Here is a 24,144-nt window from a genome sequence, read left to right as displayed (position 1 = left end):
GCGACGATCATGTATCCACGATTGACCCGGACCCTGCTGGCCGCACTCTGCCTATGCGGACTCGGCGCCTGCAGTTCGATGCCTTCAGCCAGTGACAGTCTTTACCAACAGCTGGGCGGCAAGGCCGGTATTTCCAAAACCGTCACCATGTTCCTGTATCAGGTGGTCGATGACGACCGCATCAACCACTACTTCGCGGGCGTCAACGCCGACCGCTTGCAGAAACGCCTCACCAACCAGTTTTGTCAGCTCAGTGGCGGCCCCTGTCATTACGGCGGCGATAACATGCATAAGGTCCACGCCGGCATGCACCTGACTGATGCCGATTTCAATGCGCTGGTGGAAGACCTTATTCTGGCCATGGAGAAGCGCAGGGTGCCCATCAGTGCCCAGAACCGGCTACTGGGAAAACTGGCCCCGATGCATGCGCAGATAGTGGGAAAGTGAAGCCTGTAAAGCACCGATCCTACGCACTTGTGCCGCAGCCGATTTGCCAGGAGAATTGGCCGAAATCATAGCGAAGATATGCTGCTATCATCAGCGCTTATCCCAAAAACCGATCGAGACGCGACGTTGACCGACAGCACCGGAATCCGCCTCAATAAATTCATCAGCGACTCCGGCTTCTGCTCGCGCCGGGAAGCGGACAAACTGATCGAGCAGGGCAGGGTCGTCCTGAATGGCCAGGTGGCGATCATGGGCACGCGATGCATGCCCGGCGATGAAGTCCAGGTGGATGGCCGCAAAATCAAGGCTTCGGCGGCCAACAAGTCGGACCGGATCTATATCGCCTACAACAAACCCGTCGGTATCACCTGCACCACCGAACGCCACGTCAAAGGCAATATCGTCGACGCAATTGGCCACAGGCAGCGCATCTTTCCCATCGGGCGGCTCGATAAACCGTCCGAGGGGCTGATCTTCCTGACCACCGACGGCGATATCGTCAACAAGATCCTGCGGGCAGAGAACGCTCACGACAAGGAGTACCTGGTCACCGTCGACAAACCCATAGACACCCACTTTGTACAGCGGATGTCGAGCGGCATACCCATTCTCGATACCGTGACCAAGCCGTGCCAGGTGTTTGTCGAAGGGCGCTTCCAGTTCCGCATCATCCTGACCCAGGGGCTCAATCGCCAAATCCGTCGCATGTGCGAATACCTGGGCTACAACGTCACGCGGTTGAAGCGCATCCGCATCATGAATGTCCAACTGGGTAACCTGAAACCCGGACAATGGCGCAACCTGACTGCAGAGGAAAAGGCACAGATCAATCAAGCCGTAGCCGGCTCCAGCAAAACCGCCGCTGACAGTCCGCCACGCCCCCGAAACCGCGGAAAACTATCCCGTGGTGCACCGGCACGTCGTACGACGCGATAAAATACCGGCATTTTCCAGAGATGAAGCACCGCAAAGGGCTTGTATTCGCTTATACTCTGTGTGGATATATGTGCTTCCGGGTTAGAAGTTCAGGCGCTGACGCGACGGTTCTCCCGGATTGGCCGTCACCAGTATCGGGAAAGCCTGCGTGAGTCTGAATACACGCCTTTTATGCGTGCTATCCGCGTTAATTATCAGTACCTGCCTCGCGTCATGGCTGATCTTCCAACGAGTCACCGATACCATCGTGGAGCGGTGGGGGCGGGATGTCGCCGACATCGAGGTACGCTATGACAGCTCTCGCCTGCTGCAGGCGGTGGACCGGGAAATCGGCCTTTCCCGGCAACTGGCCGATTCACCCATTATCCAGAACTGGGCCAAGCATCCCGACGACCCGCGACTGAAAGACCAGGCCATTGCGGAAATGGAACGTTTCCGCCTCAACTTCGCCGACAGGAACTATTTCGTCGCGCTGCACACCAACAACGCCTACTACTTCAACAACGCCGCCAACGAATACGCCGGCAAACAACTACGTTATCACCTGAATCCCCAGAATCCGGCGGATGCCTGGTTCTATCAATTGATCCAGAACGACATGTCGTTCCATCTCAATGTCAATCCGGACGAGAATCTGGGAATCACCAAGCTCTGGATCGACGTGCTGGTCAAGGATAAGCAGACCCAGAAGATCCTGGGGGTCGCCGGCACCGGTATCGACCTGGAAAGCTTCCTGAAGAACATCGTGGATCTCAATAAGGCCGGGGTCAATACGCTGTTTGTGGATGAAAACGGCGCCATCCAGCTCTACCGCGATACCAAATACATCGATTACGCCAGCTTCGTTAAACCAGAAGGCCAAAAAAACACCATCGACCTTCTAATGGCCCGGCCATCGGATCAACAGGCCATCCATCGGATGATGAAACAGCTCCTGCAGCCGACCGCCAAACACCATGTCGAAACCGCTTTCGTCAACGTTGAGGGTAAGCGTCAACTGGCCGGGGTGGCCTACTTACCGACCATCGGCTGGTACGAAGTCACGCTGCTCGATCTCGACGTATTGCTGCCGTTCCGGATTTTCCTGCCAGTGGCCGGCGTTTTCGGGGTTGCCCTGATCCTCTCACTGCTGGTGTTTCACTTTTTCGTCCGCCGGATCGTCATCCGGCCCATCAACCGCCTCGACGCGGCTGTTCGGGACTTCCAGGCCGGCGGTGAGCCGCCCTTGCATCTGCCAGCCGCCGCGGGCGAACTGGGGCGCCTGAACACGCACTTCGGGGCCATGGCGAATGCCGTGGCCAATCAGGCACAGATCCTGCGGGATACCGTGGAATCCCGCACCCGGGACCTACAGCGTCAGGCCCGCATCGATCCGCTGACCGGCCTGCTCAACCGCCGGGGCATGAGCGAAAACCTGGAAGAGGCCTTCGAACGGGCACGACGGGAAGAGGCCCGTTTCGGGCTGGTCCTGATCGACGTGGACAATTTCAAGGACATCAATGACCGCCACGGCCATCCGACCGGCGATGCCGCGCTCAAAGCCGTCTCTGAGCAGATCGGCCTGCATATCCGCCCGTACGATCACGCCAGTCGTTGGGGTGGCGACGAATTCCTGGTCACCTTATCGCCTTGCAGCGGAGACATCCTGAACGGACTGTCCGATCGCATCTGTCGCGCGATCACCGAAAATGTCAGCATCAACAACAACGCCGTAACCGTCAGCATCGGCGCCTACCTGGTCCAGAGCGGAGACAGCATGGAGCTGGCCTTGCAGGAAGCCGACCGGGCCCTGTATCGATCCAAGGCTGCCGGCCGCAACCGGGTCTTTATCATCCACCGTGACACCTTGCCGCCGGAAAACGGCAGCTCCTGCGTTTGAGGCCGCCGAAGGCTGGCACTACAAAAGGCCCACCCCCTCCCCGGAAGAAACATTCGTACGCCAAAAGCCCTCGCTGTCACGCCAACCCGGGAATTCACCATCAGCCCCGCAGCCCCGCAGCCCCGCGTGACGCAGACGCTTGATTCAGGCATCCCATCGCACCTGGTAGTAACCCGAAAACCCGGCGATTACGACTTGTCGTCGTAGGCCATGAGATGTTACCGTCTAAAGACGGTACACCTGTACGCTCAAATTCATGCAATTGTCATCTCTCTGGCTCACACTGCCAGAGTGCGCTCAATCTGAAGAAAGAGGATGCCCCCATCACAACGCCTAACGCTCAACGTCTATCGCCAACCGCCAAGGCCGAAGCGCTGACTGCCTTGGAACCGCTGGTGGCGGACCTCATGGAACGCCATATCGGTGAGCGCCGCCTGTGGTTCCCCAACGACTTCCTGCCTGCCAGCGAGGAACTGAGCGAGGAAGACGAGCGCGTCCGTGCCGAGCTGCCCGAAAATGCCCGCGGCCTGCCGGATAGCGTACGCGTGTCCCTGGCGCTCAACCTGCTGACGGAAGAGGGGCTGCCCCATTTCCACCGTCTGATTGCCGTCTATATGGGCAACGACAACGCTTGGTCACGCTGGAACTTCCTTTGGACAGCGGAAGAGGATCGCCACGGCTGTGCCCTGCACGATTACGTACGGGATGCCCGGCTGTTCGATATGGGCGCTTTCGAGAAGCTGCAATACCAGTACCTCGAAGCCGGCTTCGATCCGGAGTGGCATAACGATCCTTACCAACTGCTGGCATACACCAGCCTGCAGGAGCGCGCGACACAGGTCGCCCACGCCAATACCGGCAAGATCGCCGGCAAGTACGAACCGCGCATCCAACGCATTCTGGCGCATATCGCCGGGGACGAAGCACGTCATCACCGCTTCTATCGGGATGCCTTCAAGGGGCTGCTGGAAATCGACTCCACCGGCGCCATGCAGTCGGCACTGAAAGTCATGCCCCGCCTGGCCATGCCCGGCCACAATATCGCCGGTTACGAGGATATGGCAGAAGTGGTGCGCCGTTCCGGCATCTATGGCCCACGCGACTACCGGAAGGTAGTTTCCGATTGCCTCGAGTCCTGGGGCATTGCGGATCTGGTGCCGACGGATGCAGCCGGACGTGAGGCGCAGGACAAGATGATGGCCCTCCCGGATCGACTCGACCGGCTGAGTGGCATTCAGGAAAAGCGCACAAAACCACGTGCCTACGCCTTCGACTTTCTCTATCGGCGCGATATCGCCTTTTCCTGACCGGCGGATCCTGTACCCGGCATACCGGCACGGCAGTCACCCCAGATGGCTGCCGCTCAACGAACGCCTCTCGGGCCCGCCCTATCCGACGGGCCCCACTCCCTGCTCAATTCCCTGACACACATCATCAGCGGATCGACCCGATCAACGCCATGCCGCGTTTTTCCTCTATCGGGATATTCCATCGGCGAGTAAGCTACGGCTTGCACTCGCGGCATGCCAAACTGCAGCCTTTAAGAGCCTATAACCCATGTTTTCTCTCACCACTCGCAAGCGACCATCTATCACCACTCTTACGCTTTGGTTATGTCTACTTACCATCGCTAACCATGCCCGTGCGGCAGGGCCGCTGGGAAACGGCACACTCATGGTCCAGGCCGGCCCCTATGTCGTGCACTGGAATAGCGACACCACCCATAATGCCTGGGCAAAACTCGTGGGTGCCGAATGGGAGAACCCCGACCGCTGGGAGCTGGGAGGAGCATTCTTCAAGAACTCATTCTATCAACCCTGCGTTTACCTATATGCCGGTAGACGCTGGTTTTTGCCGCGGCTTTCGGACAGCCTTTATATAAAGCTCACGGCCGGCCCCCTCTATGGCTACGTCGGTGAGTACAAAGACAAGGTGCCCTTTAATTACCGGGGATTGGGACTGGCCGTGCTGCCCGCTCTGGGCTACCAGTTCAAACGGGCCAATGTGCAGGCTGTCGTGCTGGGAGACGCCGGACTCATTTTCACCTTCGGTTATACGCTCAACTAAGGCACCGGAGATACCCGCATATGGGCGCCAGGAATCGGCGGAGGGCAGAGGCACCGGCATGACAGTCGGCGTTTCCGGGTGTCGCCTTTTCCGACTGGATCTGGCAACGTTATCGGCACGGGATTTATAACATCAGCACTGGATTTAATAACAACTGCGGAGTCTCCAACGGCATGAACAACCCTGATATCGGCAAACTGATCCTGCGCCTGACCCTGGGCATCCTGATCCTGTTCCATGGCGTGCATAAGTTGCTGCACGGCATTGGTTTTATCGAGACGATGGTGGCCGCACACCACCTGCCAGCCTTCTTCGCCTATGGCGTTTACATCGGCGAAGTCGTCGCGCCGCTGATGCTGCTGATCGGCTACCAGACCCGCATCGGCGCCCTGCTGATCGTCATCAACATGCTGGTGGCGCTGGCCCTTGTGCATACCGGCCAGTTCTTCAGCATCAGCGGTACCGGTGGCTATGCCCTTGAACTGCAGGCGTTCTACCTGCTCTCGGCGCTGGCGTTGATCTTCCTTGGGCCGGGGCGTTACAAGGCTCATTCCTAAGGCCCCTTAAAGGCTATCGGTCGCGGGTGCCAAAGGCGCTCGCGGCCACCCTCCGATCCGCCGCCGGCAACATCCGACAATCGCTCGACCTATCCACCGCAGAGACATGACCTCGATCCCGGCAAGGCGAAAGCCCGCCATAGGCAGATCAACGTCCATGGCAAAAGGGAAATGGAAGGGCCGGCCGAATCCGTTAAGATGTACGGCAAACCACAGGAGACAGCATGTCGAGCGCTGCGGCGATCCAACCCGGCCTTTCCATCATTCACGCCAATCACCTGGAAGACCTCCGCGAACTGGCCGTGGAATGGGTGCGGTCATACCCGTTGGGGCCCCTCGAAAACGAGGTATTCCTGGTGCAGAGCAACGGCATGGGCCAATGGCTCAAGCTGCGCCTGGCCGCCGACGACGCCTGCGGTATCGCCGCCGCCCTGGATATGCAGATGCCGGCGCGCTTTCTATGGTCCGCCTACCGGGCCCTGCTGGGTGCCGAAAGCGTCCCCGAAACCAGCGCCTATGACAAGGAACGCCTGATCTGGCGCCTGATGCGCCTGCTGCCACAGTGCCTGGACGCTCCGGCCTTTGCGCCACTCAAACATTTTCTGCGCCAGGACGACGACTTACGCAAGCGTCACCAGCTTTGCGAACACCTGGCCGACCTGTTCGACCAGTACCAGGTGTACCGGGCCGACTGGCTCGGCCACTGGGCGCGGGGAGAGGATCAACTGACCGATGCCCGTGGCCAGGCGCTTCCGCTGAATGAAGACCAGCGCTGGCAGGCCGAACTCTGGCGCCATATCCGCAACGACCTGACAACAGAGCGCCGGGACAGCAGCCGTGCCGACCTGCATGCCCGCTTTCTCGCCGCCTGCCGCGCCCACCGGGAGCGTCCGGCGAGCCTGCCCCGGCGCCTGATCATCTTTGGGATCTCGTCATTACCCGTGCAGATGATCGAAGCCCTGGATGCGCTCTCACACCTCATGCAGATCCAGCTCTTCGTGCTCAATCCCTGTCAGTATTACTGGGCCGACATCATCGAAGAACGCCAGTTGCTCCGCTTCCAGCGCTACCGCCATGCGGACAAGGCGGGTCTGGCCGACCTCGACCCGGACAGCCTGCACCTGCGCGCCAATCCCTTGCTGGCCGCCTGGGGCAAACAGGGCCGGGACTATATCGGCTTGCTCTATCAGTACGACCAGGCGGAAACCAGCACCCGCCAGATCGATGTCTTCAATCCCCGCACCAGCAGCGACGACGCCCCGCTGTTGCACCAGATCCAGCAGCGTATCCTGGACCTCGACCCGCTGCCGGACAAGCGGCTGCCGGTCGCGGCAGAAGACGACTCCGTCGCGCTGCACCTGGCACACAGCCGCCAGCGCGAAGTGGAGATCCTGCACGACCAGCTCCTCGACCGCCTGGAACGCAGTGCCACCGATGACGACCCACTCCAGCCGCGGGACATTATCGTCATGGTGCCCGATATCAGCGCCTATGCGCCGCATATCGAAGCCGTCTTCGGCAACCTGCCGACAGACGATCCACGCCATATTCCCTATACCATCGCCGACCGTCCGGAACGGGCCAGCAATCCTCTGCTGAGCGCACTGGAACAGCTGCTGGCTTTACCCGATGCCCGCTTCGGTGTCAGCGACCTGCTTGACCTGCTCGACGTTCCCGCCTTCCGCGACTGTTTCGGGATCGACGCTGACGACCTGCCCAAGCTGCATCGCTGGATCGAGGACAGCGGCATTCGCTGGGGACTGGATGCCGCACAGCGCCAGAGCCTGGATTTGCCCGCCGACCTGGAACAGAACAGCTGGCTGTTCGGTCTGCGCCGCATGTTGCTGGGGTATGTAATGGGCGATGCCGCCCCCTGGCAGGGTATCGAACCCTATCCGGAACTTGGCGGCCTGGATGCGGCGCTGGCCGGGCGTCTGGCCGATGTGATCGACGCCCTGCGCCAGGGCTGGCAGGCCCTTTCCGACACCTATACAGCCGACGACTGGGTCGCCACCCTGCGACAACTGCTCGAAGACTGTCTGCTGACCAGGGACAGTCACGATACGCTGCTGCTCAACCGCTTCCTCGACGTCCTGCAGCACTGGCAGGACGCCTGTCGCGAAGCCGCACTGGACACCCCCTTGCCCCTGGCCGTGGTGCGCGACGCTCTGCTCGCACGGTTTGACGAAAACAGTCTCTCCCAGCGCTTCCTTGCCGGCCGTGTCAATTTCTGTACCCTGATGCCGATGCGGGCCATCCCATTCAGGATCGTCTGCCTGCTCGGCATGAACGATGGCGACTACCCCCGTCAGCGACCGCCGATGGATTTCGACCTGATGGCCCAACATTATCGCCCCGGCGACCGCTCCCGGCGGGAAGACGACCGCTATCTCTTCCTCGAAGCGCTGCTGTCGGCGCGTGACCAGCTCTATATCAGCTACATCGGTCGCGATGCCCGCGACAACAGTCCGCGCACGCCGTCGGTGCTGGTCGGTCAGCTATGCGACCATATCGCCGACGGCTGGCGTCCCGCGGACACGGCAGGGAGCAGCCCCGAAGCCGGTCATCGCCTCCTGGCGTCACTGACCACCGAACATCCGCTGCAACCGTTCAGCGCGGCGTATTTCCAGTCATTGGATGAGCATGAGCAGCAGCCACGCCTGTTCACCTATGCCCGGGAATGGCGCCAGATTCACGAGCGACCGAATGTCCGCGAGGCAGAACAGCTGCCACCGCTGCAACTGGATGCCCCCATAGCGCTCGACACGCTGACCACTTTTTTCCGGCAACCCGCCGAGACCTTCTTCGAGCAACGCCTGCGGCTCCGCTTCCGCCGCGACACCCTGGCCAGCGAAGACCATGAACCCTTCCGCCTGGACGGACTGGCCGAATACCAGCTCAAGAAAGAGATACTGGAAGGCGCGCTGGCCGTCGCACCGGGGCACCGGGAACAAGCACTGGCGGAACGGGTGGAACGTATTCGTCGCCGCGGCGAGCTGCCGCTGGGACCGGCCGGCGAGCGGGCCGGCACCCAGTTGCGTATCCAGGCGGCCCAGGTCCTCGAGCACTGGCAACAGGTCGAGGCCCACTGGCCGCAAGCGGTCCCCGACCCGATGGAAATCGCCTTGAGTCTGGGGAATACCGCCCTGGAAGGCTGGTTGAGCAACCTCAGAAGCAATGCGGCCGGCCAGTTCGCCATCACCGCGCTCCAGCCCAGTCAGGCCTTCAGCGGCAAGCAGCTTAAGACACACTACTTCACCCGCCTGTGGATCCCGTTGCTGGCCGCCAATGCCCAGGGGCACAGCACCTGCGGACTTTTAGTATCCCGCGACGGCATACACCGGCTTGACCCGTTGCCAAGACAGCAGGCCGAAACGCAGTTGGCAGCCATCGCCGAGGGCTATCTGCAGGCGCTGCAGCAACCCCTGCCCGTTGCCCTGAAAACCGCCATGGCCTGGCTTTCGATGGCAGAGGAAGACAACGGCGACCCGTTGCCATCCGCCGTTGCCGCCGTCTACGACGGCAATGATTTCACCGGCGGCGGTGAAGTGACGGAGAGCGGCGCGCTCGCCCGTTGCTGGCCAGCCTTTGCCGACCTCTGGGGCGACGACTTCCGGCACTGGTCCGAACGCCTTTATCGCGGCTTCCATGACGCCCTCGCAAACCGGGGGGACAGCCCATGAGCCATCCCCTGAATCCATTGGACTTTCCCCTGCATGGCACCCGCCTGATCGAGGCCAGTGCCGGCACCGGCAAGACCTTTACCATTGCGCTGCTGTACGTTCGACTGGTGTTGCAGCATGGTGGCAACGCCGCCTTCGACCGGCCGCTACAACCGCCGGACATCCTGGTGGTGACGTTCACCAACGCGGCGACCGAGGAACTGCGGGACCGTATCCGCAAGCGGCTGACCCAGGCCGCCCGCGTGTTTCGTGGTGACGAGGCCGGCGATGCGCCCTTACAGGCCCTGATGGCGGACTTCACCGAAGCGGAAAGGCCCGCCCGGGCGCGCCTGCTCGATCTGGCCGCCAGCGCCATGGACGAGGCCGCCGTGCATACCATTCACGGCTGGAGCCAGCGCATGCTGCGCCAGCATGCCTTCGATAGCGGAAACCCGTTCCGGGCCGAACTGGACACCGACGACAGCGAGTTACTGCTGGAAGCCGCCCGCGACTATTGGCGAACCTATTGCTATGCCCTGGACCCCGAAACCCTGGCGCAGGTCCAGGCGCTGGTAGCAGACCCCGATGCACTGGCCCAGAGCCTGCGGCCCTTCCTCGACGGCACAGACGAGCCCGGCGCTACCGGCTTTCTGGACACCCTGGCGGCCTGGAGCCGGACACTGGCCGACCTGAGCCAGACTGCCGCTGACAGTTGGCAGACGGATGCCGGGCCCCTGGGCCAATGGTTTGAGGATGCCCTGACCAACAAGCGCCTGAACGGCAACCGCTACCGGCCGGACAGCACCCGCAGTGCCCTTGCGGAAATCGAGACCTGGGCGGCACAGGCCGGCCCCGCGCCCCTGAAAGCGCTGGAGCGTTTCGGCACTTCCCGCCTGAAGCTCAACAAAGGCGCCCCAGCGCCGGACTTTGCCGCACTCCAAGCCGTCGATCGCCTGCTGGATCATGCCGAGGCGAAACCGGATATCGAGGAGGCACTGCTACGTCATGCGGCGGCCTGGTGCCGTCATCGGCTGGAGCGCCAAAAGGCGAAGCTGAACCGCATGGGCTTCGACGACCTGCTGGTGCGCCTCGATGCCGCCCTTCAGGGGGAAAGCGGGCCGCGTCTGGCCCGGACTATCCGCCAGCAGTTCCCGATCGCCCTGATCGACGAATTCCAGGATACGGACCCCCTGCAATACCGTATCTTCCAGACCGTTTACCTGAACCAGCCGGGAACCGGCCTGTTCATGATCGGCGACCCCAAGCAGGCGATCTATGCCTTCCGCGGTGCGGATATCTATACCTACCTGCAGGCACGGGGGGATGCTGCCGGCAACCTGTTCACGCTACCGCGCAACTTCCGCTCAAGCAAAGGCCTGGTGGACGCCGTCAACCGGCTGTTCGGGCTGGCAGGAGATTATCCCCAGGGCAGCTTCCTGCTCGGCGACCGGATTCCGTTCCAGCCGGTTGACGCCCAGGGCCGCAAGGACCAGTTACTGATCGGCAGGCAGAAGCCCACACCACTGCAATTCTGGCTGCCGCAAGGACAGGAAGCCTGGTCGACCACGGACTATCGGAACCTGATGACCGATGCCACCGCCAGCCAGATCGTCCACCTTCTGGACGGCAACACTGGCTTCGTGGATGAAGAAGGACTACGTCGCCCACTTCAGGCCTCCGATATTGCCATCCTGGTCAGGGGCTGGCGCGAAGCCCAGCAGATCCAGTACGCACTGGCCGAACGCGGCCTGCGCAGCGTCTTCCTCAGCGAGCGCAGTTCGGTTTACGCCACGCCTGAAGCACAGGACCTGCTGTTGTGGCTGGAAGCCGTCGCCGAACCCGGCCACGAACAGCGACTCCGCCTGGCCCTGAGCAGTGCCACCCTGGACCTGCCGTTCAGCGAACTCGACACCGCGCAACAGGACGACGATGCCTGGGAAGCGCGGGTTGAGGATTTCCGCGAGCTGCACCAGCTCTGGCGCGGGCAGGGTGTGCTGCCACTGGTGCGCCGGCTGCTCGACCGCTTCGACGTGGCCGCGCGGCTGCTGGGCGAGGACGGCGGCGAACGGCGGCTCACCAACCTCCTGCAACTGGCGGAACTCCTGCATCAGGCCGAAACCCAGCTGGATGGGGAGCTGGCGCTGATCCGCTATCTCGACGAACAGATCCGCGATGCCGGACGTGGCGGTCAGGACGAGCATATCCTGCGCCTGGAGAGCGACGAATCGCTGATCAAGATTGTGACCATCCACAAGTCCAAGGGGTTGGAGTATCCGCTGGTATTCCTGCCCTTCATTGCCGCCGCACGCCCGGTCAGCAAGAAGGACTCGCCGATCCGCTACCATGACGACAGCGGAGAGCCCGTCACCTTGATCCGTGCCGACGACGCGGCATTGGAAAGGGCTGACAGGGAACGCCTGGCCGAGGACCTGCGCCTGCTCTATGTCGCGCTCACCCGAGCCAGTCATGCCTGTTGGGTCGGGGTGGCGCCGCTGGGCCGCCACAACAAGAGTGGGTACCGCTGCGAGCTGCGCGACAGTGCCATCGGCTACCTGCTGGGCGGCGGCACCCCCTTACTGCCCGATGAGCTGCAACAACGTCTCGGCACGCTCACCTCCGCGCCCAACATCGCGGTCGTGCCGCCCCCCGAGCCGGACCTGGCCAGTGTTGCACCGGCCACGCCGGCCATCACACTCGCACCAGCCCGGACGCCGCAGCACTTCCGCGCGCAAAGTTGGTGGATCGGCAGCTACACCGGTCTTCTCACCGGCGCGGCGATGCCCGACGATGGTCTCGCCGCCGCCATCGATAGGGGAGACTTCGCGGAGGACTCGCCCGAGGAAGCGAACCTGCGGGAACTGGGAACCCAGCCCGAAGCCCAGACCGGCGAAGCCGACCCGGAGACCCTGCATGCGTTCCCCCGGGGCTCCCAGCCCGGCACCTTCCTGCACGACATCCTGGAATGGAGCGCCGGCCAGGGGTTTGAGCGCGTTGCCAACGATACCGCGTTACGCAACGAGCATCTGCTTCGCGCCTGCACACCGAGGGGCTGGGAAAACTGGGTACCGGTGCTGGACCGCTGGCTGGCCGGCTTTCTCACCACCCCTTTGGCGCTGCCGTGTGATCGGGGTGCCTGTGCACTCGCCGAGTTATCCCTCATGCAGGCTGAACTGGAATTCTGGTTTGCCGCCAACACCGTCGACAGTGCACGGCTGGACCGGCTGGTCACGCAATCGCTGCTGCCCGGCCAACGTCGCCCCGCGCTCGCACCCCGCCAGCTCAACGGCATGCTCAAGGGTTTTATCGATCTGGTCTTCGAACATCAGGGACGCTACTTCGTGGTGGACTACAAGTCGAATGCATTGGGCGACAGCAACAACGCCTACACGCCGGCAGCCATGAACGAAGCCATGCTGGGCCACCGTTACGAGTTGCAGTACAGCCTGTATATCCTGGCCCTGCACCGCCAGCTCCGGGCGCGGTTGCCCGACTATGATTACGACCGCCATATCGGCGGCGCCCTGTACCTGTTCCTGCGCGGCGTCGACGGGGAGGGCCGGGGCGTCTACCGGGACCGGCCACCACGCACACTGATCGACGCCATGGATGCCCTGTTCCGGGGTGACAGCGGGGAGGGTGCCCGATGAACGGCTACGATCACGACAGCCTCGGAGCGCTCCTCAAACGCTGGGTGGAGCGCGGTTGGCTGAGGTCACTGGATCGCGCCCTGGTCGCTTTTCTCCAGGAACAGGATCAGCGCGCGCAACCATTAACCCTACTCAGCGCTGCGCTGGCCAGCCACCAGTTGGGGCGTGGTCATATCTGCCTGCCGCTGGAACAGGCGCTTGCCGATCCTGACGGTATCCTGTCGCTGCCTCCCGAAGGCGACTACGGACTGGACGGCCCGCCGCCGCGCCCCTCAGAGGTCCTGCAGGGACTGGACCTGCAACGCTGGCAGGACGCTTTAGGGAACGACGCGCTGGTCGGTGACGGCAGCACCGCCACCCCGCTGGTACTGAGCGAAGGCCGCCTCTACCTGTACCGCTATTGGCAGGCGGAACGCCGCGTCGGCCAGGCGGTACGCAGCCGCATGGCACAGGTGCTGGACACCCCCACAGACCTGCCGGCACGCCTCGATGCCCTGTTTGGCCCCTTGCGTAACGATGCCGAAGCGCAACATCAGGATATTCACTGGCAGACCGTCGGCGCCGCCCTGGCGGCACGCAGCGCTTTTACCGTGATTTCCGGCGGACCGGGAACCGGCAAGACGACGACCGTCGTCCGGTTGCTGGGACTGTTGCAGGGTCTGGCACTGGAAACCGGACGTTCTTTACGCATCCACCTGGCCGCCCCGACCGGCAAGGCGGCGGCCCGCCTGACAGAATCCATCAGCGCCGCCGTCGGCCAACTGCCCCCGGAGATCGCTGCCGAGATTCCCACCACCGTCACCACCGTACACCGCTTGTTACGGCCGATACCGCACTCCCGGCGTTTCCGTCATCATGCAGCCAATCCATTGCACCTGGACCTGCTGGTCGTCGACGAAGCCTCGATGGTGGACCTGGAGCTGATGGACGCCCTGCTGGATGCCCTTGCGCCCCGAACCCGCCTGATCCTGCTCGGCGACAAGGACCAGCTGTCCTCGGTGGAAGCCGGCGCCGTGCTCGGCGAACTCTGCCGCGATGCCGAAAACCCCGGCTATTCCAACGGGCTCGGCCATTGGCTCGCACAGCAGACGGGCTATGACCTCGGGGCCTATCAAGGTGATCAGGCAGGCGCTATCGGCGATCACATCGCGCTATTACGCCGCAGTCACCGTTTTGGCGAACACAGCGGGATCGGTCGTCTGGCGCGTGCCGTCAATGCCCAGGACCGTACCGCCATGCGCGGCGTGCTTGACGAGAAAGACAGTGACGACGTCGCCCTCGTCATCGCCGGGGACAGGGAGGGGCTGCCGGATACCGTTTTGGACAATCTGCTGCTGGAGGGCGGCCGGAACCTTTTCCACACAAGGGGAGACGCAGCACCCCAAGGCTACCGCCACTATCTGGAGATCGTTGCCCGCGGAGCACAGGATCAGGATTTCGATACCTGGGCGGCACAGGTCCTTGAGGCCTTCGGGCAATTCCAGGTGTTGTGTGCCCTGCGCAAGGGGCCTTACGGATTAGAAGGTCTCAACCACGCCATTGAGCGACGCCTGCGGGAACGAGGGCTGCTGAGCGAGGGGCATCCCTGGTACGCCGGGCGCCCCGTACTGGTCACAGTCAACGATTACGGCCTGGGCCTGATGAACGGCGACATCGGCATTGCCCTGCCGGACCCAACCTCCGCTGGGCGCCTGAGGGTCTGCTTCCCAACCGCCGACGGGGGCATCAAACGCGTCCTCCCCAGCCGGTTGGGTACCGTTGAGACAGTGTTCGCCATGACCGTCCACAAATCCCAGGGCTCGGAGTTCGGTCATGCCTGCCTGGTGCTGCCGGAACGCATCAGCCCCATCCTGACCAAGGAACTGGTCTACACCGGCATCACCCGGGCACGCCGCTGGTTCAGCCTGGCGTTGTCCGACCTACGCATTCTGGATGCCGCCATTATGCGTCAAACGCAACGCGCATCGGGCCTCGGCGCCTTGCTGCGTCAACACCCACACAACCAGGAGACACTCGAATGAAGCCCGTTCCCGGTATTTACCGACATTACAAAGGCCAGGACTACGAAGTTCTGGATGTGGCCCGACACAGTGAAACCGAGGAGGAATTCGTGGTCTATCGGGCGCTGTACGGCGAACGGGGCCTTTGGGTTCGTCCGCTCAGCCTGTTCCAGTCTCCGGTGGCCGGAGAGGGTCAGCCTGTCGACCGCTTTACCCTGATCGCGCGCCGCGAATCGATGTAGAAGGTTGCTACGCTTTGCCAAAGGAGTTTTGTATGCCCGAGGAAATCACGATCGCACAGGAGATTGATCGCGAAGTCTTCGAAGCGGAGAAGAGGATCCACGAACGCTTCGAATGGCTTCACATCATCAACGACTATATCTCAGCCATTCTATTCCTGATCGGCAGCATCATGTTCCTGAAGGATTCCTGGCATATCCCCGCCACTTGGCTGTTCATCATCGGCAGCGTCTTCTTCCTGTTCGCGCCCATCCTGCGGACCCTGAACAAGCGCTATGTGAAAAACCTGCGCAAGGCCCCCATTCACTGGTAGACGACAGGGGCCCCTATCAAGCAGAGACTCAGTGCTTGGTCGGCGGTTTCTTGAAGAAGCGTAACGGCTGGATGTCCGGATCCTGTTGGGGTTTTTCCACCCGACTGACCCGGGTTTCCAGCTCGGCGACGGGCGCCGCAGGCTCATCCTGCAGCTTGTCTTTGAAGCCGCAACTGACACATTCGCGGAACTGCCCCTCGTCAGTGCTGTAGGTAACGATGCGGTCCATTTCCGCACAGCGCGGACAAACCGCACCGGCTATAAAGCGTTTCTGGGTCTGCATGACCACCACCTCAACTTGCGTCGTTGCCGCCGACGCCAGCGGGCCTCCCGCCAGCATCGGCAACCATGATCAGGTCTCGGCGATCTCGCCGATTCCCGCTTGCAGCAACAGTGCGTCAACCTGCGGTTCGCGACCGCGGAAACCGACGAACAGCGCCATGGGATCGCGCGAGCCGCCCTTTTCGAGGATCTCGTGCAGGAAGGCTCGTCCGGTTTCTGCATCGAACACGCCTTTTTCCTCGAACAGGGAAAACGCATCCGCCGCCAGCACTTCAGCCCACTTGTAGCTGTAGTAACCTGCCGAATAGCCACCGGCAAAGATATGCGAGAAGCTGTTGGGGAAACGGTTGAACGGTGGCGCCTGGATCACTGCCACCTGCTCCCGGACCTTGTGCAGCACTTCCAGTGGGCTCACCGGATTTTCCGGGTCGAATTCCGCATGCATGCGGAAATCGAACAGGGCAAATTCCAGTTGCCGCACCATCTGCATACCGGACTGGTAGTTGCGCGCCGCCAACATACGCTCCAACAGGTCCACTGGCAATGGCTCCCCGGTTTCGTAATGGCCGGAAATCAATGCCAGCGATTCCGGCTGCCAGCACCAGTTCTCCAGGAACTGGCTGGGCAGTTCCACGGCATCCCAGGCAACACCGTTGATACCGGAGACGTCGCTCACCTCGACCTGGGTCAGCATGTGGTGCAGGCCGTGGCCGAACTCATGGAACAGCGTGGTGACCTCGTCGTGGGTCATCAATGCCGGCTGCCCATCCACCGGCGTCGTGAAATTACAGACCAGGAAAGCCACCGGCAACTGCAGGCTGCCGTCCTGACGCCGCCATCTTACGCGACAGTCCGCCATCCAGGCGCCCCCGCGCTTGCCCTGGCGGGCATAGGGATCGAGATAGAACCAGGCGATGGTTTCGCCGTCGCGACGGATGCGATAGGGACGGACGTCGGGATCCCAGGTTTCGACATCGGAAGCCGGCTCGACACGGATGCCGAACAGTTTCTCCGCTGTCGCGAACAACCCCTGGATGACACGCTCGACCGGAAACCAGGGACGCAGGGTCTCGGGCGAGATATTGAACAGGTCCTGGCGCTGCTTCTCGCTGTAGTAGCCCACGTCCCAAGCCTCAAGGCGATCCACGCCATAGTGCTCGCGGGCGAAGTGGGTCAGCTCGGCAAACTCGCGATCGGCCACCGGCTTGGAGCGAACCGCCAGCTCCTCCAGAAACTGCAGAACTTCCGGCACACTGCGCGCCATCTTGGTCGCCAGGGAGCGCTCTGCGTAGTTGTCGAAACCCAGCAGCTGCGCCAGGGCATGCCGGCGCTTGAGGATTTCCGTCATGATCGGCGTATTGTCCCAACGGCCGGCATCCGGCCCCAGGTCGGAGGCTCGGGTCAGGTAAGCCTCGTAGACTTCGCGGCGCAGCTCGCGATTATCGCAGTAGGTCAGCACCGGGAAGTAACTGGGAAAATCCAATGTGATCACATAGCCGTCGAGATCGCGCTGCCGCGCTGCCTGGCGGGCGCCATCCAGGGCCGATTGGGGCAGCCCACTGAGTTCATCGACATTTTCGATATGACGAAACCAGTGCTGGGTCGCGTCCAGAACATTGTCGCTGAACCGGCTGCTCAGCTCGGCCAGCTCGCGGGACAGGCCGGCATAGGTTTCCTTCTCTGCAGGCGGCAGATCGACACCGCCCAGATGGAAGTCCCGCAGGGTATTCTCAATGGACTTGCGCTGCGCCTCGTCAAGTTGCGCAAAGGCGTCGCTCTCGGCCAGTTTCCGGAACGCCTCGTTCAACGCAACGTTCTGGCCGAGTTCGGTTTCATATTCGGTCAGACGCGCCAGGCAACGTTTATAGACCTCGCGCAATGCTTCCGAGTTCTTCACCGTATTCAGGTGGGAAACGATCGACCAAGCGTTGTTGAGCCGGTCCGACAGCGCCTGCATAGGCATCGCCAACGTCTCCCAGGTGGGAGCCTCCAGCGCGGACAGGGCGTTGATCTGCGCCCGGTTGTCGCTGAGAATCTGGTCTATCGCTGGCTCGATATGCTCGGTACGGATATGCTCGAAGCGTGGTAACAGGTCCTGCGCTAACAGCGGATTGTTCATGAATTCCCCGTGTTCGTCTGGCCAATCGCAAAAAGACTGATGAAAACCGTAATACGCCCGTCAGGGCTCCGCAAAAAACCAATTAAGGACTATGTGATGGCTAAGATACGTTCTCACAAGGGTATCACGCCAGATTTCGGTGCGCGGGTCTGGATAGATCCCTGCGCCACCGTAATCGGCGATGTGGTCCTGGGTGACGATTGTTCGGTGTGGCCGATGACGACCATCCGCGGCGACATGCACCGTATCCGCATCGGCCAGCGCTGCAGTATTCAGGATGGCTCCGTCCTGCACATCACCCACGCCGGCCCCTTCAATCCGGACGGCTGGCCTCTGACGCTGGGCGACGATGTCACTGTCGGCCACAGGGCGGTGCTGCATGGCGCCACCCTGGGCAGCCGTATCCTGGTCGGCATGGGCGCCATGGTCATGGACGGCGCCGTGGTCGAGGACGAAGTCATCATCGGCGCCGGTTGCCTGGTACCGCCCGGCAAACGTCTCGAAAGCGGCTACCTGTACGTCGGCGCCCCTTGTCGCCAGGCGCGCGCGCTCAGTGACGAGGAGAAGCAATTCTTCACCTACACCGCAGCGAATTACGTGCGCCTTAAAGACGAGTATCTCAGCGCCGGCTAACCCTGTCCCAGATCAAATTTCATTCAAGTCCACCTGCCTGACGCTTGAAAAGCGCCTGCTCGAACCTATTTACTGATTCTGCAAAGTTAGGGTGATTCGAGAAGGCGCCGCTCGCTGACCCTGACGAAGCTGTTATCCGAGCAACTGTTCACGCAACGACGATTGCAGATTCGTTAAGAGGAGGTGTTATCCATGGCTAACCTGACCCGTTGGAATCCGTTTGCCGAATTGGAAGAAATGCTGGATCGCTATAGCCGGGGAGCCGGGTTCCCGCGCCTGGGCAATGACCGCGAAACCCGCGACCTGATGCGCAGGACCGACTGGTCGCCGGCGGTCGACATCGCAGAAACGCCGACAGCCTATGTCATTTCCGCAGAACTGCCCGGCATCGATCGCAAGGACGTCAAAGTCACTGTCAATGACGGCGTACTGTTGATTCAGGGCGAACGCCATAGCGAGAAAGAGGACAAGGACCGTAAGCACCACCGCGTCGAGCGCTTCTACGGTACCTTTGCCCGCAGCTTCTCGCTGCCGGACAACGTCAATGAGGATAGCATCCAAGCTGACTACAAGGACGGCATGCTGAAGGTGACACTGGAAAAATCGGAGAAGGCGAAGCCGAAGTCGATTGAAGTCCAGGTCAACTAAGATACCGGCAACGCCGTTTGGAGATGTTGGGGCGATGCCTGACCGGCAAGGTCGGGTGTCGCCTTATGCGGCGTCCTGTGCACCAAAATCGCGCAGGGCCTGGGCATACTCCGTGCCCTTGCGGTGCTGGGAGACGCGATCGAGCAACGTCTGGCCAAAGCCGTCGACAGCGTTGATGTTACGCCCGGCTTCAGCAAAGAAAACCAGGAAGCGGCGAAAATCATCAGCCCGCATGGCCTGATAGGCCCGGATCAGCACGTGATAATCGGGGTCGATCGACTTGTCGTAGGGTGACAGGAACAGGAACCCCTGGATCCGCTCGTCGCTCCATTCCTCATCAAGGACTTTGGGTTTATCCGGGCCGCTCACGTCATTACCTCACTATCTTTATCTTTCAGCGCATGTCGAGCGCGACAGTATACGGGCTTTCAGCAGGCGCCGTTATATCCGTTAAGCATGTGTTACTTCCTGATTTTTATAAGGAACCGCAGGAAGCCATGCAAACAGCCCTGAAGGCTTCGCAATACCTTCAGCCGCCGGGTTTCCCAACACTGAAATCCAGGACGCGCCTGGGAGACTCGGGTTCACACTTGGGGTGGTCAATATTGATCTCGACGCGCCGGTTGAGCGCCCGGTTCTCCGGCGTGGTATTCGGCGCCAGCGGGTGGGTTTCGGCGTGGCCGGCGGCGGTGACACGCTCGGCATCTATCTTGCGGTTGAGCACCAGCTCATGGACTACCGAAACCGCCCGTGCCGCCGACAGGTCCCAGTTGGAACGATAGCGGTTGCTCAGGATCGGCTGGTTATCCGTGTAACCCGCCACCACGATATTGCCGCTGCATCGAGCCAACACCGAGACCACCTTGTCGATAATCGGCACCATTGCCGGCTTCAGTTCCGCGCTACCAGAGGGGAAAGTCGCATCTTCTGCAAAGCGGACAACCACCTTCTGACTGTTGTAACTGACGCTGATCTCTTTCTCCGCAATCTGGGTCTGTAGACCGCTGACCAGGGTCTTGGCCAACTGCTCGATCCCCTTCGGCACGATATTGGTCTGCGGCGCAGCGGTGGCGCTATCGGGTAAAAACTCGGGCACCTGAGGCTTTTTCGGCGCGTCCGGAGTGGGTACAGCCTGGGACGAGGGGGGCGACAGCGAAGGCGCAGGTTGATTGACCACCAGCGTAACCACCTGCTTGCCGCTGCCGAAGGCAGATGCCATGGAGGCCACCATCGCCTTGTATTTATTGACGTCCATTTTGGAAAACGACAACAGCAGGATGAAGAACGTCAGCAGCAAGGTCATCAGGTCAGCAAAGGTGACCATCCAGCTCGGTGCACCGGCCGGCTCCTTGCGTGCTTTGCGTTGCAGCGGCGGCATACGCGTCCCTTCAGCTCTCGCGCTTCGGCTGCTTGGACAGCTGCTGGCGCTGCTCGGGAGTCAGGTAGGCCGTCAGGAGTTCAGTCATGACCCGCGGGTTCTGGCCTTTCATGATGTTCTGCAGGCTGGTCACGATCAGGGCCATATTGCGCTGCTCGTCCATGGTCTTGTGCTGCAACTTGTCCGCCAGGGGCAGGGCAATGAGCTGGGCGATAAAGGCGCCGTAGAATGTGGTGAGCAGGGCCACCGCCATGGCCGGACCGATAGAGCCCGGGTCCTTCATGTTGTTGAGCATCTGCACCAGGCCAACCAGGGTACCGAGCATACCCAGCGCCGGCGCGGCATCGCCGATACCGCGGAACACCCGCTCCGCCATTTCATAACGCTCCATCGCCTGCTGCATGTCCTCCAGCAGGGCCTCTTCGATAAACTCCGGAGGATGGCCGTCAACGCAGAGATTGATGCCCTTCTGCAAAAAGGCATTGCTGCTGTTGTAGTTTTCCAGCCCGAGAATCCCTTCCTTGCGAACCTGTTGGGCCAGTTCTCCCACCTGACGGATCAGCTCCATGGGATGTTCGGTGCGCTCCAGAAATACGGTGCGAAGGGCAAGGCGAAACGCGTCCAGAACCGAGCTGAGACGATACTTGATCAGCGTGACCGCAAAGGTGCCACATAGCACGATGGCAACGCTGGGCCAGTTGAGAAAGGTGAGTAGACTGGAGCCGGCCATGATGGCCAGCGTGACAACGGATACGCCGGCCAACAGGCCAACCAGAGTCAATATATCCATGAGATACGCCGATATGCTGACGGAAGGGTTTCCGGATCAAGCATAGTTCAAATCCCGACAGGGATCAGGTCGCATCCGGAACCTTTCAGCTTATCGTCATGACATCAGAAACCTTCCTGGCGCAGCTGGCTGAGCACTTTGGACGTATCCGGTCGTACGCCACGCCAGAGCCAGAAAGCTTCCGCCGCCTGTTCCACCAACATGCCCAGGCCGTCGATACTGCGACAGGCGCCCTGATGCTCCGCCCAGCGGTTGAACACCGTGGTCTCAAAACCGTACATCATGTCGTAGCTGATGGTGCTCTCATCGACCAGCGACGGATCGAGCGGCGGCAGGTCGCCCTGGAGGCTTGCACTGGTTCCGTTGATGATCAGGTCAAAAGGCTCGCGCACGCTGTCGAAACCCTCGGCACTCAGCCTGACCCCGCCCGCGAAGAGATCCACCAGGGCCTGGGCCTTGGTCAGCGTCCGGTTGGCGATAACGACTTCCGCCGGCTGTTCGGCCAATAAGGGCCCGAGAATACCGCGGACAGCACCACCGGCACCCAGGACCAGGACACGCTGGTTGCGCAGGGGAACACCATGATTCAGCGTGAGATCCCGCACCAGGCCGACACCATCGGTATTGTCCCCGCACAGATGCCCTTCGGCATCCCGGTAGAGGGTATTCACCGCGCCCGCCGGACCGGCCCTATCGCTACGCCAGGTGACCAGCTCCCAGGCCTGTTCCTTGAACGGCACCGTAACATTCAGCCCCTTGCCGCCACGGGAGAAGAAGCCACTCACCGTCCCGGCAAAGTCATCCAAGGGCGCCTGTATGGCGGTGTATTCCATGTCCTGATGGGTCTGGGCAGCAAACAGGCTGTGAATCAGCGGCGACTTGCTGTGACTGATCGGGTTGCCGACCACCGCATACAGATCCGAGCTCATACCGATGCCTCCGCCAGCCAGTCACGGGGTTTCAGGAAGTGTTCGGTCAACCGCGCCTCTGGCGATCCCGGCTCTGGCCGCCAGTCGTAACGCCAGCTTACCAGCGGCGGCAGCGACATCAGGATCGATTCGGTACGCCCGCCGGACTGCAGGCCGAACAGGGTGCCCCGATCGTAGACGAGATTGAACTCCACATAGCGGCCCCGCCGGTATAGCTGGAACTCCCGTTCTGTCTCGCCGTAGACGTGGTTGCGGCGCCGTTCCACGATGGGCAGGTAAGCACTCAGGTAGCTGTCACCCACGGCCCGCATGAAATCGAAGCTCTTGGCAAACGTCCATTCATTCAGGTCGTCGAAAAAGAGTCCGCCGATACCGCGCGGTTCATGACGATGCTTCAGGAAGAAGTACTCATCACACCACTGCTTGAAACGTGGATAAACGTCATCGCCGAAGGGCGTGCACGCTGCCCTGGCAACCTGATGCCAGTGCCGGCAGTCTTCCTCGAAGCCATAGTAGGGCGTCAGGTCGTAGCCGCCGCCAAACCACCAGACGTAGTCACCGCCGGGCGTTTCCGCTGAAAAGAAGCGCACATTGGCATGGGACGTCGGGACATAGGGGTTCTCGGGATGTATCACCAGTGACACCCCCATGGCTTCCCAGCGGGCACCGGCCAATTCCGGACGATGGGCCGTGGCGGAGGGGGGCAGCTGGGCACCGGTCACCCGGGAAAAATTCACCCCGCCCTTCTCGATGACATTGCCTTCGGCCACAACGCGACTGCGCCCGCCACCGCCTTCCTCTCGCGTCCAGCTGTCCTCGAGAAACGGCGATCTCACCTCGACCTGCCCAAGTCCTTCACAGATACGATCCTGGAGATTGATCAGGTAGTCGTGGACTGCGCTGGTATCCGGTTTTTCCATGATGTTCCCCTTTCCCGATTCAGTGCGCTTTTTGCCGCCGCAGGCTTGGCGCCCCGGCGACGTTGTGCTCCAACTAGCGCAAAACCCGATTGGTGACCAGATCGATAATTCGGCTGGGCTGGCGTTGGCCGCCCAATGCACCGGGCAGAATACCGTCCAGCGCTTCCCCAAAATACTGGCGCACCTGGATGGCCGAACGGGCAGCGGGCCGCCCGGCGGGATTGCAGGACGTCGACACCAGGGGACCGCCAAAGGCTTCGCACAATGCCACAACCAACGGATGCGCACTGACCCGCACGGCGATGCTGGCATGCCTGCCGCGTAGCCATTCCGGCACCTGCCGGTGAATATCCGGCAGCAGGCAGGTTACCGGCCCCGGCCAATGTGACAAGGCAGCCTGCCTTAGCTCGGCCGGCAACGGGTCCAGCAGATAGGCAACCTGCTCTGGGTGCGCCGCCACAAGGATAAGTCCTTTCTGCTGTGGCCGCTGCTTCAATGCCAGTATGTTCGCCACCGCCGCTTCGTCCCAAGGGTCGCATCCCAGTCCCCAGACTGCTTCTGTCGGATACGCGATCACACCGCCAGCCCGCAGCGTTTCGACCGCCCGACGCAAATGCCACCAATGAGTTTGTTCAACCGCCATTATCTCTCCCAGCTACGGAATGACTGCAGGGCGAATATTCTACGTCAGATCATA

Annotated in this window: 21 protein-coding genes; 13 read left to right on the top strand and 8 right to left on the bottom strand. The window is 61.6% G+C overall.

Going from position 1 to position 24,144, the window contains the following annotated elements; translation table 11 throughout:
• Positions 1 to 9 precede the first annotated feature (9 nt).
• The 11 genes from CLR77_RS05555 to CLR77_RS05505 all read left to right on the top strand — a co-directional run bounded on the left by CLR77_RS05555 (position 10) and on the right by CLR77_RS05505 (position 15,748).
• Positions 10 to 447 carry a group I truncated hemoglobin gene (locus CLR77_RS05555; protein WP_097459550.1) on the top strand — a complete coding sequence of 146 codons (438 nt, stop codon included), beginning with the start codon at positions 10 to 12 and terminating at the stop codon, positions 445 to 447.
• Between the two features lie 126 nt (positions 448 to 573).
• A complete protein-coding gene (gene rluF / locus CLR77_RS05550; RefSeq protein ID WP_097459709.1) occupies positions 574 to 1,383 on the top strand; it encodes a 23S rRNA pseudouridine(2604) synthase RluF in 810 nt (269 codons plus the stop codon).
• Between the two features lie 148 nt (positions 1,384 to 1,531).
• Positions 1,532 to 3,262 carry a GGDEF domain-containing protein gene (locus CLR77_RS05545; RefSeq protein ID WP_097459549.1) on the top strand — a complete coding sequence of 577 codons (1,731 nt, stop codon included), beginning with the start codon at positions 1,532 to 1,534 and terminating at the stop codon, positions 3,260 to 3,262.
• Between the two features lie 302 nt (positions 3,263 to 3,564).
• Positions 3,565 to 4,569: an acyl-ACP desaturase gene (locus tag CLR77_RS05540; protein WP_319823064.1), complete on the top strand. Its 1,005-nt coding sequence runs from the start codon at positions 3,565 to 3,567 to the stop codon at positions 4,567 to 4,569.
• Positions 4,570 to 4,936: 367 nt separating this feature from the next.
• A complete protein-coding gene (locus CLR77_RS05535; protein ID WP_097459547.1) occupies positions 4,937 to 5,329 on the top strand; it encodes a hypothetical protein in 393 nt (130 codons plus the stop codon).
• A gap of 173 nt (positions 5,330 to 5,502) precedes the next feature.
• Complete coding sequence (locus CLR77_RS05530) at positions 5,503 to 5,886, top strand: DoxX family protein (RefSeq protein ID WP_097459546.1); 384 nt, start codon at positions 5,503 to 5,505, stop codon at positions 5,884 to 5,886.
• A gap of 224 nt (positions 5,887 to 6,110) precedes the next feature.
• Entirely contained in the window at positions 6,111 to 9,569 is a 3,459-nt protein-coding gene (gene recC / locus CLR77_RS05525) for an exodeoxyribonuclease V subunit gamma (protein WP_097459545.1), read from the top strand.
• Positions 9,566 to 13,195, top strand: coding sequence for an exodeoxyribonuclease V subunit beta (gene recB, locus CLR77_RS05520; RefSeq protein WP_097459544.1), 3,630 nt, complete (start codon positions 9,566 to 9,568; stop codon positions 13,193 to 13,195). The genes recC and recB overlap by 4 nt, the downstream gene beginning before the upstream one ends.
• A complete protein-coding gene (gene recD / locus CLR77_RS05515; protein WP_097459543.1) occupies positions 13,192 to 15,216 on the top strand; it encodes an exodeoxyribonuclease V subunit alpha in 2,025 nt (674 codons plus the stop codon). Before recB ends, recD begins: the two co-directional genes overlap by 4 nt.
• The gene (locus tag CLR77_RS05510; RefSeq protein ID WP_097459542.1) at positions 15,213 to 15,437 is read left to right on the top strand and encodes a DUF1653 domain-containing protein; all 225 of its coding nucleotides are present in this window, start codon (positions 15,213 to 15,215) and stop codon (positions 15,435 to 15,437) included. The genes recD and CLR77_RS05510 overlap by 4 nt, the downstream gene beginning before the upstream one ends.
• Before the next feature lie 32 nt (positions 15,438 to 15,469).
• Complete coding sequence (locus CLR77_RS05505) at positions 15,470 to 15,748, top strand: YrhK family protein (RefSeq protein ID WP_097459541.1); 279 nt, start codon at positions 15,470 to 15,472, stop codon at positions 15,746 to 15,748.
• A 28-nt stretch (positions 15,749 to 15,776) separates the two neighbouring features.
• Here CLR77_RS05505 and CLR77_RS05500 read toward each other — a convergent pair whose 3' ends face one another.
• Positions 15,777 to 16,031 (bottom strand): YheV family putative zinc ribbon protein, encoded by a 255-nt coding sequence (locus CLR77_RS05500; protein WP_097459708.1) that lies wholly within the window; start codon positions 16,029 to 16,031, stop codon positions 15,777 to 15,779.
• A gap of 69 nt (positions 16,032 to 16,100) precedes the next feature.
• Positions 16,101 to 18,149: an oligopeptidase A gene (gene prlC, locus CLR77_RS05495; protein WP_097459540.1), complete on the bottom strand. Its 2,049-nt coding sequence runs from the start codon at positions 18,147 to 18,149 to the stop codon at positions 16,101 to 16,103.
• 96 nt (positions 18,150 to 18,245) lie between these two features.
• Here prlC and CLR77_RS05490 point away from each other — a divergent pair, with 96 nt between their 5' ends.
• Both CLR77_RS05490 and CLR77_RS05485 read left to right on the top strand, forming a co-directional pair.
• The gene (locus CLR77_RS05490; RefSeq protein WP_097459539.1) at positions 18,246 to 18,782 is read left to right on the top strand and encodes a gamma carbonic anhydrase family protein; all 537 of its coding nucleotides are present in this window, start codon (positions 18,246 to 18,248) and stop codon (positions 18,780 to 18,782) included.
• Between the two features lie 192 nt (positions 18,783 to 18,974).
• The gene (locus tag CLR77_RS05485; RefSeq protein ID WP_097459538.1) at positions 18,975 to 19,430 is read left to right on the top strand and encodes an Hsp20/alpha crystallin family protein; all 456 of its coding nucleotides are present in this window, start codon (positions 18,975 to 18,977) and stop codon (positions 19,428 to 19,430) included.
• A gap of 63 nt (positions 19,431 to 19,493) precedes the next feature.
• On the opposite strand, the gene CLR77_RS05480 is transcribed toward CLR77_RS05485, so the two are convergent.
• The 6 genes from CLR77_RS05480 to CLR77_RS05455 all read right to left on the bottom strand — a co-directional run bounded on the left by CLR77_RS05480 (position 19,494) and on the right by CLR77_RS05455 (position 24,090).
• Entirely contained in the window at positions 19,494 to 19,799 is a 306-nt protein-coding gene (locus CLR77_RS05480) for a PA4642 family protein (RefSeq protein WP_097459537.1), read from the bottom strand.
• A 160-nt stretch (positions 19,800 to 19,959) separates the two neighbouring features.
• Positions 19,960 to 20,808 carry a flagellar motor protein MotB gene (locus CLR77_RS05475; RefSeq protein WP_097459536.1) on the bottom strand — a complete coding sequence of 283 codons (849 nt, stop codon included), beginning with the start codon at positions 20,806 to 20,808 and terminating at the stop codon, positions 19,960 to 19,962.
• 10 nt (positions 20,809 to 20,818) lie between these two features.
• Positions 20,819 to 21,598, bottom strand: coding sequence for a motility protein A (locus CLR77_RS05470; RefSeq protein WP_097459535.1), 780 nt, complete (start codon positions 21,596 to 21,598; stop codon positions 20,819 to 20,821).
• Positions 21,599 to 21,702: 104 nt separating this feature from the next.
• Entirely contained in the window at positions 21,703 to 22,527 is an 825-nt protein-coding gene (gene aroE / locus CLR77_RS05465) for a shikimate dehydrogenase (RefSeq protein WP_097459534.1), read from the bottom strand.
• Complete coding sequence (gene hemF / locus CLR77_RS05460) at positions 22,524 to 23,447, bottom strand: oxygen-dependent coproporphyrinogen oxidase (RefSeq protein WP_097459533.1); 924 nt, start codon at positions 23,445 to 23,447, stop codon at positions 22,524 to 22,526. Before hemF ends, aroE begins: the two co-directional genes overlap by 4 nt.
• A 73-nt stretch (positions 23,448 to 23,520) precedes the next feature.
• A complete protein-coding gene (locus CLR77_RS05455) occupies positions 23,521 to 24,090 on the bottom strand; it encodes an L-threonylcarbamoyladenylate synthase (RefSeq protein ID WP_097459532.1) in 570 nt (189 codons plus the stop codon).
• Between the last annotated feature and the right edge of the window lie 54 nt (positions 24,091 to 24,144).

Source organism: Mangrovitalea sediminis (assembly GCF_002514725.1).
In the GTDB taxonomy this organism is placed as follows: domain Bacteria; phylum Pseudomonadota; class Gammaproteobacteria; order Pseudomonadales; family Oleiphilaceae; genus Mangrovitalea; species Mangrovitalea sediminis.
The sequence above is the reverse complement of the archived record's forward strand: the minus strand, read 5'-3'. Positions and strand labels throughout refer to the sequence as shown.

Excerpts from the sequence above, each read along its gene's own strand:
- CLR77_RS05555 (WP_097459550.1), top strand. The coding sequence starts at position 10 with ATGTATCCACGATTGACCCGGACCCTGCTGGCCGCACTCTGCCTATGC.
- CLR77_RS05535 (WP_097459547.1), top strand. The coding sequence starts at position 4,937 with ATGGTCCAGGCCGGCCCCTATGTCGTGCACTGGAATAGCGACACCACC.
- CLR77_RS05530 (WP_097459546.1), top strand. The coding sequence starts at position 5,503 with ATGAACAACCCTGATATCGGCAAACTGATCCTGCGCCTGACCCTGGGC.
- recC (WP_097459545.1), top strand. The coding sequence starts at position 6,111 with ATGTCGAGCGCTGCGGCGATCCAACCCGGCCTTTCCATCATTCACGCC.
- recB (WP_097459544.1), top strand. The coding sequence starts at position 9,566 with ATGAGCCATCCCCTGAATCCATTGGACTTTCCCCTGCATGGCACCCGC.
- recD (WP_097459543.1), top strand. The coding sequence starts at position 13,192 with ATGAACGGCTACGATCACGACAGCCTCGGAGCGCTCCTCAAACGCTGG.
- CLR77_RS05510 (WP_097459542.1), top strand. The coding sequence starts at position 15,213 with ATGAAGCCCGTTCCCGGTATTTACCGACATTACAAAGGCCAGGACTAC.
- CLR77_RS05505 (WP_097459541.1), top strand. The coding sequence starts at position 15,470 with ATGCCCGAGGAAATCACGATCGCACAGGAGATTGATCGCGAAGTCTTC.
- CLR77_RS05500 (WP_097459708.1), bottom strand. The coding sequence starts at position 16,031 with ATGCAGACCCAGAAACGCTTTATAGCCGGTGCGGTTTGTCCGCGCTGT.
- prlC (WP_097459540.1), bottom strand. The coding sequence starts at position 18,149 with ATGAACAATCCGCTGTTAGCGCAGGACCTGTTACCACGCTTCGAGCAT.
- CLR77_RS05490 (WP_097459539.1), top strand. The coding sequence starts at position 18,246 with ATGGCTAAGATACGTTCTCACAAGGGTATCACGCCAGATTTCGGTGCG.
- CLR77_RS05485 (WP_097459538.1), top strand. The coding sequence starts at position 18,975 with ATGGCTAACCTGACCCGTTGGAATCCGTTTGCCGAATTGGAAGAAATG.
- CLR77_RS05475 (WP_097459536.1), bottom strand. The coding sequence starts at position 20,808 with ATGCCGCCGCTGCAACGCAAAGCACGCAAGGAGCCGGCCGGTGCACCG.
- CLR77_RS05470 (WP_097459535.1), bottom strand. The coding sequence starts at position 21,598 with ATGGATATATTGACTCTGGTTGGCCTGTTGGCCGGCGTATCCGTTGTC.
- aroE (WP_097459534.1), bottom strand. The coding sequence starts at position 22,527 with ATGAGCTCGGATCTGTATGCGGTGGTCGGCAACCCGATCAGTCACAGC.
- hemF (WP_097459533.1), bottom strand. The coding sequence starts at position 23,447 with ATGGAAAAACCGGATACCAGCGCAGTCCACGACTACCTGATCAATCTC.
- CLR77_RS05455 (WP_097459532.1), bottom strand. The coding sequence starts at position 24,090 with ATGGCGGTTGAACAAACTCATTGGTGGCATTTGCGTCGGGCGGTCGAA.